A 12,382-nucleotide genomic window follows, 5' to 3' on the forward strand; every position below is an offset into this window, starting at 1 on the left:
ATTTGCAAATGTACAGGGTTACAAAAAGCGAATCAAGACGTCATCGCGGAGACGCTTACCTTTTTTCTCACCGAAAGTGGTGTGAAGCTGCTTCACCACCTGATTGTAATTCACGCCGACGGAACGGATTTGCCCGTACAGAGCGGACAGTTTCATCACAAAATCGACCGCTGAACTGTCGGTTTTTATCACGCGCAACGCTTCGCCGAAGATACGGGCAAGGATAAAACGCGCCTTCGAGCGGATGCCCGACTGCTCGTACATGGTGAGGAACCCGGCGTACTCGGCATCGGAAAAACGCACCATCAGGCAGTTTTCCGCCGGGTCGCTCTTGGGCGGTCGTCCGCCTTTTCCCCTTTTACGGGGTTCTTTACTTTCATTCATAACACGGATTTTTAAAGTGGTTCATAAATCCGTCACGACGGGTGCAGCATCGCCCCTAAACTACCGACTTCGGAGGTAGTTTGCCCCCTGCAAGGGTAAGGGTTTTCCGGTTACGGAAAACGTTTCGCGTTACGCGAAACATACCTTGCTATTTGCCCAGACGCAAATGAAAATCTGCCCACAGGGGCAGATTTTGTTCCGGCTTCGCCGAAAGAAAAGTCGGCACGTCAAAGGGCAGTTTGGGAAGGGGTAACTAAACCTTAAAAGCGACCCCGCACCCGACCGTAACATTTCATGCTGCAAAGTTACGGGCATATCCAATCCGCTGTGTGTCACTCATCGACGCCACTCGACGCCACAAGTTGCCACCGACCCGAAACATGGTGATTACCTCAAAAAGAAGGCTTTCCTTTGCCGCTGAAAACAATTTTAAAAGAACATGTAAACGCATAAAATTTCATGTGTTCCAAACTGTAAAATCGGGTAAGAATAAACAAACGGTTATATGAGCAGGCAGGTAAACGAACAAAGTAAATTTTCAAATCGTACGATTTGGAATGTGCAAAAAAATAAAAGCATGTATGCACATTTATTCCGATACGCTTTTATGCTTTTAAAGTTTTGTGCTTTTATGCTTTTACGATTTCATACAAACAGGCAGGCTTGTAAATGACAGAATAAACAAAGGTTTTCAGATGCAAACGAAAATGAAAACAGATAAATAGACAAACAATCAGATGTATAATTAAAAATGTAAAACAATGAAAGAGGAACCGATTTATGTGGCATTCTCGACCCAAAAGGGCGGAGCCGGAAAAACAACCCTTACCGTGTTGGCAGCTTCCTACCTGCATTACGAACTGGGTTACAACGTAGCTATCATTGACTGCGATTTTCCGCAGCACAGTATTCACAGCATGCGAAAACGGGATTTTAAAATGTTGGAAGACGACGAGTTTTACAAAGGAATGGCTTACGAGCAATTTACCCGGCTGGAAGGCAGGAAAGCTTATCCCATTGTAGAGAGCGACACCAGCAGGGCGATAGCCGATGCCGAACGAATAGTCGAAGATTATGATATGGATTTTGACATTATTTTCTTCGACCTGCCCGGCACGATGAATAACAGGGATTTGATTCTAACCCTGGCGCACATGGATTTTCTCATTGCGCCGATTGCTGCCTCGCGCGTGGTGATGGAAAGTACGCTGGATTACATGATTTCGGTAAGGGATAATATCATCGCTACCGGAAAATCCAATATCAAAGCGATGTACCTGCTGTGGAATCTGGTGGATGGGCGTGAAAAGACCGAACTGTACGAGGTGTACGAAGGCGTTATCAAGGAACTGGATTTTCCGCTACTCAAAACATTCCTCCCCAATGCCGTGCGTTTCCGCCGCGAGCAAAACATCGAACACAAGCCGCTGTTCCTCTCGACGCTGTTCCCGCCGGATAAATCTCTGTTGAAAGGCAGTAATGTTGATACGCTGGCTGATGAACTGTTGGAAGTCCTTAACCTTACCGGCCATGAGTAAGCGGGTAGATACATCCGGTATTAATCCCGATTTTGTTATTGCCCAAACTAAGAGCAGTAACAGGGAACTAAAAACCGACCCGGTACCGCTACCGGAACCGCAGGCTGCGCCGGAAGAAACGGTACTGCCATTACCGGAAGCGGTGGTTGCAGCGGCGGAACCTGTCAAAGAGTCGGAACCGCCGAAAGAAGAAAACAAGCGGCGGAAAAACAAGGCGCAGGAATACGAAACCCTGTTTTTCAAAGATGCCGCCATCAAAACGCGCAACGGGAAAGTGGTGTATATCCGCAAGGAATACCACGACCGTATCCTCAAAATCGTTCGGGTAATCGGTGAAAATGAATTTTCCCTGTTTGGCTATTTGGATAACATACTGGAACACCATTTTTCCACCTATCAGGACGAAATTACTGAATTGTACCGTAAGAAAAATACGGACGTATTTTAAACAACCCATTAAAAACAAAGAAAATGAAAAGGATAGTAGTATTCGGACGCGGCAAAGTCGCTCCGACAAAAGAGAGTAAGCCGCAGGATTACAAATCGCTGTTCATGCACGAAGCCGAAACAACAGCCCGGAGCGGTAAGACGGCTTATATCAGCAAGGAACATCACGAACGGATTATTAAAATCGTGCAGGTGATAGGCAAAAACGAAGTGTCCCTGTTCAGCTACATCCACAATGTGCTGGAGCATCATTTTGCCACGTACAAAGGTGATATTACCGACCTGTACGAAAAAAATATCGGGCAAATATTTTAGGCCATGATACGGATATTCATTACAGCCATCGTGCTGTACCTGATTTTCCTCGCCTGCTACCTCGTGTGGGAACGGTCGGTAAAACGGAAAAGGAATGCGGCGAAACGCCCGGCGTTCAACCCATTCAAGGCATCCCCGAAAGAGGACATTATCGGGAAAAGCGGCTTCGACCTGCGCCACTCGCTGCCACAAGCTACCACGCTGATTAAAAGCGATAAACGTGAAGAAAATACGCCTACATTTGCTCCCGGAAACGCAGGCAGGGAAAACCCGGAAACTCCGGCAACGATCCCTCCCTCCGAGTTGGACAAGGTTTTTTCTTCGGGCGGGACGGATGATTCCGGCGAAATAGATTTAAGTTTCAACGACGAGCCGGAGGGGTCAGCATCCGACGGTTACGAAGACAACGTAGATTCCGAAGAAAGCGGGGAAGCGGGGGAACCTGCCGGGGCAGGTATGGCGACCGGGGTAAACTTCGACGATTTGTCGGGCATGGTGAAAACGGTGGAAAATCCAGAAGCCGCCAGTTCCGAACAGCGGGAAGAAGCCGGGCGGGTTCTGGCAGAGGTCAGACAGACCGATATGTTTGAACAGGCCGTATCCGGCGAGCCGAAAAAGAAAGCCACCGCCGGTAAGCTGATGGATGACTATTTCGCCGCCTACCACCGCCGCAAGCGGGAAGCGGGCGAAACGAATGATGAACCAGGCGTGAAAGCGCCCAAAGACTTTGATCCGCGGGCATTCGCATAGTGATTAACAATTAAAAAAAAGAGGTATGAAGCAAAGAGATTACGGTTAGCTCACGGACGCCAACCACTGAAAAAATTCGAGAAAGTAAAAAAAGCAATTATCCACCGGCGGTGCGTGGGGACTAATCCCGCCCCATGCCCGCCACTTTAAAAAAAAATTAGCAATGACAAGGAAAAAGATTCTTATGTCGGCGGTGGCTATCCTTGCCGCTGCCAACGCCTTCGCACAAGGCAACGGTATCGGCGGTATCACCGAAGCGACCAACATGGTCACCAGTTATTTCGATCCAGGAACAAAATTGATATACGCCATCGGCGCGGTTGTGGGGCTGATCGGAGGCATCAAAGTGTATAACAAGTTCAGTTCAGGCGACCCCGACACATCGAAAACCGCGGCCTCGTGGTTTGGCGCATGTATCTTCCTGATTGTCGCCGCCACCATCCTGCGCTCTTTCTTTTTATAATCACTCCAAACAACTAACAGAATGGAGTATAATATAAATAAAGGAATCGGAAAGAGCGTCGAGTTCAAGGGCTTAAAGGCACAGTACCTTTTTATTTTTGCGGGCGGCCTGCTCTCCGTGTTCGTCGTCTTCGTCATCCTCTACATGGCGGGCGTCGATCAATGGTTTTGCATCGGCTTCGGTGTAATTGCCGCCTCTTGTCTGGTATGGCTGACCTTCAACCTGAACGCGAAATATGGGGAACACGGGCTGATGAAACTGCTGGCCAAACGCCAACACCCGCGTTTCCTTATCAATCGCAAAAACTCGTGCCGCTTCTTCCTGCACTGTAAGAGAAAGGAGGCCGCGTATGCGTAACACACTAAAAGCAGCCACCATCGAAAGCAAGTTCCCCTTGCTTTCGGTGGAGCACGGCTGCATCATCAGCAAGGACGCGGATATTACGGTCGCCTTTCGGGTGGACTTGCCCGAACTGTTCACCGTAACCTCCGCCGAATATGAAGCGATACACTCGGCATGGGCGAAAGCGGTGAAGGTGTTGCCGGATTACTCGGTAATCCAAAAGCAGGACTGGTTCACAAAAGAGAACTACAAGCCGGAAACGGACAGGGAAGACATGAGTTTCCTGTCCCGCTCGTTTGAACGCCACTTTAACGAACGCCCGTACCTCAATCACACCTGTTTCTTATTCCTGACAAAAACGACGAAGGAAAGGATGCGTATGCAGTCCAACTTCTCGTCGCTCTGTCGCGGGTTTATCCTGCCGAAAGAAGTAAATAAGGAAACGGCGGTGAAATTCATCGAAGCCGTCGGGCAGTTTGAGCGTATAGTAAACGATTCGGGGTTTATTACCCTGACGCGCCTGACCTCCGATGAAATCACGGGAACGCCGGAAAGCGCGGGGCTGGTGGAGAAGTACTTTGCCCTGTCGCTGGAAGACACCACCTGCTTGCAGGATATGGAACTCGGAGCCGACGGTTTGCGGATAGGCAGTAACACGGTCTGTTTGCACACGCTGTCGGACGTGGAAGACCTGCCGGGCAAAGTCGGGACGGACATGCGCTATGAAAAGCTATCTACGGATAGAAGCGACTGCCTGCTCTCGTTTGCCGCGCCTGTCGGCCTGCTGCTTTCCTGTGACCATGTGTACAATCAATACATTTTTTTGGATGACAGTGCCGAAAACCTGCGGAAGTTTGAAAAATCCGCAAGGAACATGCAGTCGCTTTCCCGTTATTCTCGTGGGAACCAGATAAATAAGGAGTGGATAGACAAGTACCTGAACGAAGCGCACAGCTTCGGCTTGACTTCGGTCAGGGCGCACTTCAACGTCATGGCGTGGAGCGACGACGCGGATGAACTCAAGCATATCCGCAACGACGTAGGCAGCCAGTTGGCGCTCATGGAGTGCAAGCCGCGCCACAACACGACGGACGCGGCAACGCTCTACTGGGCGGCCATGCCCGGCAATGCTGGGGACTTTCCGGCGGAGGAATCGTTTTACACGTTTATCGAACCCGCCCTGTGCTTCTTTACCGGGGAAACCAACTACAAAAGCTCCCCCTCGCCCTTCGGCATCAGGATGTGCGACCGCGTGTCGGGAAAGCCCCTCCATGTGGATATTTCCGACCTTCCGATGAAAAAGGGAATTACCACGAACCGCAACAAGTTTGTCTTGGGGCCTTCGGGTTCGGGAAAATCCTTCTTTATGAACCACCTCGTGAGGCAATACTGGGAACAGGGGACGCACGTCGTCCTCGTGGACACGGGAAATTCCTACCAGGGACTGTGTGAAATGATACGCCGGAAAACCAAAGGGGAAGACGGCATCTATTTCACCTACACCGAGGAAAGCCCGATTTCGTTCAATCCGTTCTACACGGACGACTATGTGTTCGACGTCGAGAAGAAGGACAGCATCAAGACGCTGCTGCTCACGCTCTGGAAATCCGAGGACGACAGGGTCAGCAAGACCGAAAGCGGGGAACTCGGCAGCGCGGTATCGGCCTATATCGAGCGGATAAGGGCAGACCGTTCTATCGTCCCCTCGTTCAACACCTTCTACGAGTTTATGCGGGACGATTACCGCAGGGAACTGGAAGAAAGGGAAATCAAGGTCAGCCGCGAAGATTTTAATATCGACAACATGCTGACCACGCTTCGCCAGTATTACCGGGGCGGCCGCTTCGACTTCCTGCTCAACTCGGACAAAAACATCGACCTGCTTTCCAAACGCTTTATTGTCTTCGAGATAGATTCCATAAAAGAGAACAAGGAATTGTTTCCCGTGGTTACGATTATCATCATGGAGGCGTTTATAAACAAAATGCGCCGCCTGAAAGGTGTCCGCAAGCAACTGATTGTAGAGGAGGCATGGAAAGCCCTTTCGTCCGCGAATATGGCTGAGTATCTGAAATATATGTACAAAACGGTAAGGAAATATTTCGGGGAAGCCGTCGTCGTAACCCAGGAAATAGACGACATCATCGCCTCGCCCGTCGTCAAGGAAAGTATCATCAACAACTCCGACTGCAAGATACTGTTAGACCAGCGCAAATACATGAACAAGTTCGACAGTATCCAAGCCCTTTTGGGACTTACCGAAAAGGAAAAGGGGCAAATCCTCTCCATCAACATGGCCAACAACCCTTCAAGAAAATACAAGGAGGTGTGGTTTGGTCTGGGCGGCGTTCAGTCGGCGGTGTATGCTACCGAGGTCAGCGCCGAGGAATACATGACCTACACGACCGAGGAAACGGAGAAGCTGGAAGTGATGCAAAAAACCGAAGAACTGGGTGGGAATATCGAACTGGCTATTAAACAGATAGCCGAAAGCAAGCGAAATAAAAATTAAGTATTAACCAGGGCTTTACGCCCCATAACCACTAAAAAAATCATGTTTGGCAAATTAAGTAAAGAACAATTGGAAAAGCTGGCGCTCTACACCGCGGGAATCAACAGTATCCTCGTGGAAGCGTTGCTGGCTTCGCCGTCGCCGGAATCGGAAGACGGGGAAGGAGAACGGGATGTTGAGGTAGAAATCTTCATTGTCGAAAAGGACAAAGAGCCGAAATCCCAAAAGTAAGGAGGATGCGCCATGTTCAGGAAAAATAGCAATGTATCAGACCCATGTACCGCGCGGACGCATTTCCCCCTGCGGGAAATTGCCGGACGGTGGGTAAGCCCCGGCGGGTCGCCGGAAGTGCGTATAGTTTTCACGGGGACGCGCTACCGGCTGGAGTTTTCCTATGACGCCGCCACGGTCTTTACCTGCCCAATCCGCCACCAGTGGGGAGTTACGTTCTTCTACCTGTACGGGCGCATCAGGATAAGTTATGACGCCGAAAGTGACGTACTCATACTTTCCGACTACGGCGAATATATCCGGGCGGATGAGGAATAGCCCATACGGGGCTGTTCCCGCGCCGGATAAAAAAATCAGTATTAACAATCAAAAAAATCAAAATGAAAAAGATGTTTGTATGCCTTATGGCAATCACGCTTTTCTTCGGTTATGAAGCAAAAGCACAATGGGCGGTCATTGACCCGTCGAACCTCGCGCAGAATATCCTGACGGTTTCCAAAACCGCCACCACTGCGACCAATGTAATTAACTCCTTCAAGGAAATGCAGAAGATTTACAGCCAGGGCAAGGAATACTACGACGCCCTCAAATCGGTGCATAACCTGATAAAAGACGCCCGCAAGGTCAGGGAAACGGTGGAACTGGTCAGCGAAATATCGCAGATATATTCCACCAGTTTCAACAGGATGCTGACGGATAAGAACTTCACGCCGGCGGAACTGGAAGCCATCGGGGAAGGGTACGCCAAACTGCTGAAAGAGAGCGGCAACCTGCTTTCGGATATAAAGGATATCGTTTCGGCCTCCAACGGGCTTTCCATGACCGACGCCGAGCGTATGAACGTGATAGGCGGGATACATGCCAAAATGGTAGAGTACCGCAACCTTGTCCGGTACTATTCCCAAAAGAGTATCTCTGTTTCCTTTATCCGCAGCCAGCAGTCGGGCGACATGGAGCGGGTACGCGCCCTGTATGGTAATCCATCCGAAAGATACTGGTAATTATGGTACTGCTTGCAATAGATTTTGAGAACCTGCACCAGCTTCTTCGGAACCTGTATCAGGAAATGATGCCCCTGTGCGCTGACATGGTGGGTGTGGCCAAGGGCTTGGCAGGCTTCGGCGCACTGTTCTACGTGGCCTACCGCGTATGGCAGGCTTTAGCCAGGGCGGAGCCGATAGACGTGTTTCCCCTGTTAAGGCCGTTCGCCATTGGGCTTTGCATCATGTTCTTCCCTACCATTGTTCTGGGAACTATCAACGCCGTTATGTCGCCCGTCGTCAAAGGGACGCATACCATACTGGAATCGCAGATAACGGACGTACACGACCTGCAGAAGCAAAAAGAACAGTTGGAATACGATGCGCGGGTGCGAGAGGGCAAGGCGTGGCTGGTCAATGACGAAGTGTACGACCAGAAGATGAAAGATTTGGGAATACTGGATGCGACAGAGAAACTCGGCATGTGGGTGGAACGCGGCTTTTACGACATGAAGATGTGGTTCCGGCAGTTGATCCGGGATTTCTTCGAGCTGCTGTTCAATGCCGCTTCCCTGACGGTCGATACCCTGCGTACCTTCTTCCTGGTCGTGCTGTCCGTATTGGGGCCGGTAGCCTTTGCCTTCTCCGTCTATGACGGCTTCCAGTCCACGCTGACCGGGTGGCTCTCCCGCTATATCTCGGTGTACCTGTGGCTGCCAGTAGCCGACCTGTTTTCGGCGGTGCTGTCCAAGATACAGGCGCTCATGCTGAAAACGGACATCGCCCTACTGCAAGACCCGTCTTACGTGCCGGACGGCTCGGACGGGGTACACATCATTTTCCTGATTATAGGGATTATCGGGTATTTCAGCATCCCGACGGTGGCTAACTGGATTATCCAGTCGGGCGGCATGGGAAGTTCGATGAAGGGGGTCAATTCGATGGGAAACAAAGGGGCTGCAATGGTTGGAGGCGCAGCCGGAGCCGCTGCCGGGAATATGGCCGGACGCGCCGGGGGCGCTGTTAAAAATGTCGCGGGACGCCTGCTGAACAGGTCGAAAAGTGAATAAATAAGCAATTAATTAATAAGTAAAACAATGGAGTTTAAATCATTAAAAAATATTGAAACATCATTCAGGCAGATACGCCTTTTCGGTATCGTGTTCCTGGTTGCCTGTACCGCCGTCACCGGTTATTCGGTCTGGTCGTCGTACAGTTTCGCCGAAGCGCAACGGCAAAAGATATATGTCCTCGACGGGGGCAAGTCCTTAATGCTTGCCCTCTCGCAAGACCTTTCGCAGAACCGTCCGGTGGAAGCCCGCGAGCATGTGCGCCGGTTTCACGAACTGTTCTTTACCCTTTCCCCGGATAAGTCAGCCATCGAAAGCAACATCACAAGGGCTTTGTTCCTGGTGGACAAGAGCGCTTTCAAGTATTACCAGGATATGGCGGAAAAGGGGTACTATAACCGGATTATTTCGGGCAATATCAACCAGACTGTTGCGGTCGATAGCGTGGCGCTTGACCTTGATGTTTATCCGTACATGGCTGTAACCTACGCCCGGCAAATGATTATCCGGGCGTCCAACATCACCCAGCGGAGTTTGGTTACGCGCTGCAATCTTATCAATTCGGTCAGGAGCGACAACAACCCGCAGGGTTTCACTATGGAGAAGTTTGAAATCATTGAAAACCGCGATGTGCGGGTAATGGAAAGGTAGGCAGGCTATGGTAAAGAAATTATTCAGCAAAATCAATGAGTGGCTGGAAGACATCCTGCGGGGCTTGCTCGGCAGAATGACCCCAGACCGCCGGGTAATCCTTATCGTTACCATGCTTATCGTATTCAGCGGCCTGTCCGTCTATATGACCGTAAGCAGTATCTACAATTTCGGCAGGGACAGGGGCGAAAAGATGCGGATAGAGCAGATAGAAACCCTTAAACTCCGGATGGAGCAGCAAAGGGACAGTATTAACCGATTAAACAATAATTACAATGGAACAGGAAAATTTGAATAAGGGGACGCCACCGCCGGAAACGGCGGCAGCGCCCGAAGTTAAACATGAAGGTAAGCAAGAATCCGGGAAGCTGGCTCAAAAACCGGTAAAGCCGAAAAAGGAACTTACTCCGGCTGAAATGCAAAAGCGCAGGAAAATGCTCGTCATGCCACTGTTCTTTCTGATTTTCGGCGCGGCCTTATGGCTGATTTTCGCCCCGTCCGGCAAGGACAGGGAGAAAGAAGCGCAGCAAGCCGGGCTGAACGTCGAACTGCCGATGCCGACCGATGGCGGGCTGGTATCCGACAAGCGCGACGCTTACGAGCGGGAAGCCATGAGGCAAAAGGAACAGGAACGGATGCGCTCTTTGCAGGATTTTTCAACCATGTTCGACCAAGCGGAAGAACCAAAGCAGACAGAATCCAGTCAGCCGGAGTATTACGAAAATCCGTCTGCACGGCAAACGAAACCTGCAAATAATTTACAAGCCTCCGCAAATGCCTATCAGGATATAAATAAGCAGTTGGGGTCGTGGTACGAAGAACCTGCCGGGAAGAGCGCACAGGAACTCGCTGTCGAAGAGCGAATGAATGAACTCGAACGCAAGCTGGAGGAAGCCGAACAGCGTAAGGCCACCGAAGATGAACAGGCGGCAATGCTGGAAAAATCTTACCAAATGGCAGCGAGATATATGCCGCAAACCGCACGGGAAGCAAGCGGAGCGGCAACGGGCGAAGCTGTCTCCGGATCTTCCTCGATGCAGGCGGGACAATCCGGCAAAACGGCAGCACAGCCAGTGAAGCAGGTGCGGCAAAACGTCGTGTCGCTGTTGGCGGCTCCCATGAGTAACGGGGAATTTATTTCGGCATACAGTCAGCCGCGTAATACCGGATTTCTGACTGCTGCCGGGAACGAAGGCGTACAGGATAAAAACAGCATTCGCGCCTGCGTCTATCAGACCGTCACGCTTACCAACGGGAAAGAAGTGCAAATACGCCTGCTGGAACCGATGCGTGTTGGGGATATGCTGATTCCTGTCAATACCGTGATAACAGGAAGCTGCCGGATTACGGGCGAACGGCTGGACGTAATAATTAATTCCATCCAGTACGCGGACAATATTATTCCGGTGGAACTGCTGGTGTACGACACGGACGGGCAGCGGGGAATATCCGTACCCGGCTCGGACGAAATCAATGCCGCCAAAGAGGTAGCCGCGACGCTGGCGAACTCTGCCGGAACCAGCATTATGATTTCCGACAACGCAGGGTCGCAACTCGCCGCCGATATGGGAAAGGGGCTGATACAGGGAGCATCGCAGTATGTGAGCAAGAAAATGAGCGTGGTAAAAGTAACGCTGAAAGCGAATTACCGCCTGCTCCTGCTTCCGAAAACACAATAAATAATCGCAAACACCACTAAAAAAATCTTTTTGTCAAACAATTAAAATTAAAAAGCAATGAAACATCTTTTGATTCTGCTTGCCTTCGCGGTAAGCGCAATGACTGCCAATGCGCAGGAAAACAGGCAACAGGCGGCTACCGATACACTCGCCGCAGTAACATCGCCCTCCACAGGGGATTATTATCAGGGCTATACGCGCCCGCTGACCTTCAACCGGATGATTCCGCCGTATGCTTTGGAGGTAACGTTTAACAAGACGGTGCATGTCATTTTCCCGTCTGCCATCCGGTATGTGGACTTGGGGAGCGCTGACCTCATGGCAGCCAAAGCGGACGGTACGGAAAACGTCTTGCGGGTAAAAGCCGCCCTGCGCGACTTCTCACGGGAAAGCAATCTGGCGGTGATAACCGAAGACGGAGCGTATTATGCCTTCAATGTGAAGTATGCGGACGAACCTGTAAAGCTATCCGTCGAGATGAGCGATTTTTTGCACGACGGCGAGGCGGTAAACCGCCCGAACAATGCCCTGCAAGTCTATATGCAGGAATTGGGGCAGGAATCGCCGCTGCTGGTGCGCCTGATTATGCAGTCCATCTACAAAAACAATGACCGCGAAATAAAGCATATCGGCTGCAAACGCTTCGGAATCCAGCACACGCTAAAGGGAATTTATACCCACAACGGACTGCTGTATTTTCACCTCCAGTTGAAAAACTCGTCCAACGTACCGTTCAACGTCGATTTTATCACCTTCAAAATCGTGGATAAGCAGGTGGCGAAGCGTACCGCTATTCAGGAACAGGTGATGTGGCCGCTCCGCGCCTACAACAACCTGATGCTGATTAACGGCCAGCACATCGAACGCATGGTGTTCGCGATGCCGAAATTCACGATTCCCGATGATAAGATGCTGGTCGTGGAACTGAACGAACAGAACGGTGGGCGGCATCAGCGGTTTACCGTCGATAATGCCGATTTGGTAAGGGCGAAAGTTATTAACGAACTCAAAGTGAAATAA

The 12,382-nt window shown here is 50.7% G+C and carries 16 protein-coding genes; 15 read left to right on the forward strand and 1 reads right to left on the reverse strand.

What is annotated here, in order from left to right; translation table 11 throughout:
• Positions 1-18 precede the first annotated feature (18 nt).
• Positions 19-384, reverse strand: a complete 366-nt coding sequence (locus ACFO6W_RS05310) for a plasmid mobilization protein (RefSeq protein WP_379994335.1) — start codon at positions 382-384, stop codon at positions 19-21.
• 761 nt (positions 385-1,145) lie between these two features.
• Between ACFO6W_RS05310 and ACFO6W_RS05315 the strand changes: the two genes are divergently transcribed.
• The 15 genes from ACFO6W_RS05315 (at position 1,146) to traN (ending at position 12,382) form a co-directional block, all read left to right on the forward strand.
• Positions 1,146-1,922 carry a ParA family protein gene (locus tag ACFO6W_RS05315; protein ID WP_379994336.1) on the forward strand — a complete coding sequence of 259 codons (777 nt, stop codon included), beginning with the start codon at positions 1,146-1,148 and terminating at the stop codon, positions 1,920-1,922.
• Complete coding sequence (locus ACFO6W_RS05320) at positions 1,915-2,370, forward strand: DUF3408 domain-containing protein (protein WP_379994337.1); 456 nt, start codon at positions 1,915-1,917, stop codon at positions 2,368-2,370. The genes ACFO6W_RS05315 and ACFO6W_RS05320 overlap by 8 nt, the downstream gene beginning before the upstream one ends.
• 23 nt (positions 2,371-2,393) lie before the next feature.
• A complete protein-coding gene (locus tag ACFO6W_RS05325) occupies positions 2,394-2,684 on the forward strand; it encodes a DUF3408 domain-containing protein (protein WP_379994338.1) in 291 nt (96 codons plus the stop codon).
• A gap of 63 nt (positions 2,685-2,747) precedes the next feature.
• The gene (locus ACFO6W_RS05330) at positions 2,748-3,434 is read left to right on the forward strand and encodes a hypothetical protein (protein ID WP_379994340.1); all 687 of its coding nucleotides are present in this window, start codon (positions 2,748-2,750) and stop codon (positions 3,432-3,434) included.
• Positions 3,435-3,597: 163 nt separating this feature from the next.
• The gene (locus ACFO6W_RS05335; protein WP_379994341.1) at positions 3,598-3,897 is read left to right on the forward strand and encodes a DUF4134 domain-containing protein; all 300 of its coding nucleotides are present in this window, start codon (positions 3,598-3,600) and stop codon (positions 3,895-3,897) included.
• A 21-nt stretch (positions 3,898-3,918) separates the two neighbouring features.
• A complete protein-coding gene (locus tag ACFO6W_RS05340; RefSeq protein ID WP_379994342.1) occupies positions 3,919-4,254 on the forward strand; it encodes a DUF4133 domain-containing protein in 336 nt (111 codons plus the stop codon).
• Positions 4,247-6,751: a TraG family conjugative transposon ATPase gene (locus tag ACFO6W_RS05345; protein WP_379994343.1), complete on the forward strand. Its 2,505-nt coding sequence runs from the start codon at positions 4,247-4,249 to the stop codon at positions 6,749-6,751. The genes ACFO6W_RS05340 and ACFO6W_RS05345 overlap by 8 nt, the downstream gene beginning before the upstream one ends.
• 42 nt (positions 6,752-6,793) lie before the next feature.
• The gene (locus tag ACFO6W_RS05350) at positions 6,794-6,982 is read left to right on the forward strand and encodes a hypothetical protein (RefSeq protein ID WP_379994344.1); all 189 of its coding nucleotides are present in this window, start codon (positions 6,794-6,796) and stop codon (positions 6,980-6,982) included.
• A 12-nt stretch (positions 6,983-6,994) separates the two neighbouring features.
• Entirely contained in the window at positions 6,995-7,300 is a 306-nt protein-coding gene (locus ACFO6W_RS05355) for a DUF3876 domain-containing protein (protein ID WP_379994345.1), read from the forward strand.
• Positions 7,301-7,362: 62 nt separating this feature from the next.
• Positions 7,363-7,983 carry a DUF4141 domain-containing protein gene (locus tag ACFO6W_RS05360; protein ID WP_379994346.1) on the forward strand — a complete coding sequence of 207 codons (621 nt, stop codon included), beginning with the start codon at positions 7,363-7,365 and terminating at the stop codon, positions 7,981-7,983.
• A 2-nt stretch (positions 7,984-7,985) separates the two neighbouring features.
• A complete protein-coding gene (gene traJ, locus ACFO6W_RS05365) occupies positions 7,986-9,032 on the forward strand; it encodes a conjugative transposon protein TraJ (protein WP_379994347.1) in 1,047 nt (348 codons plus the stop codon).
• A gap of 27 nt (positions 9,033-9,059) precedes the next feature.
• A complete protein-coding gene (gene traK / locus ACFO6W_RS05370; protein WP_379994348.1) occupies positions 9,060-9,683 on the forward strand; it encodes a conjugative transposon protein TraK in 624 nt (207 codons plus the stop codon).
• 7 nt (positions 9,684-9,690) lie between these two features.
• Positions 9,691-9,981, forward strand: a complete 291-nt coding sequence (locus tag ACFO6W_RS05375; protein WP_379994350.1) for a TraL conjugative transposon family protein — start codon at positions 9,691-9,693, stop codon at positions 9,979-9,981.
• Positions 9,959-11,362: a conjugative transposon protein TraM gene (gene traM, locus ACFO6W_RS05380; protein WP_379994351.1), complete on the forward strand. Its 1,404-nt coding sequence runs from the start codon at positions 9,959-9,961 to the stop codon at positions 11,360-11,362. Before ACFO6W_RS05375 ends, traM begins: the two co-directional genes overlap by 23 nt.
• 57 nt (positions 11,363-11,419) lie before the next feature.
• Positions 11,420-12,382 (forward strand): conjugative transposon protein TraN, encoded by a 963-nt coding sequence (traN, locus tag ACFO6W_RS05385; RefSeq protein ID WP_379994352.1) that lies wholly within the window; start codon positions 11,420-11,422, stop codon positions 12,380-12,382.

The sequence above is a fragment of the Dysgonomonas termitidis genome (genome assembly GCF_042654545.1).
Lineage (GTDB): Bacteria > Bacteroidota > Bacteroidia > Bacteroidales > Dysgonomonadaceae > Dysgonomonas > Dysgonomonas termitidis.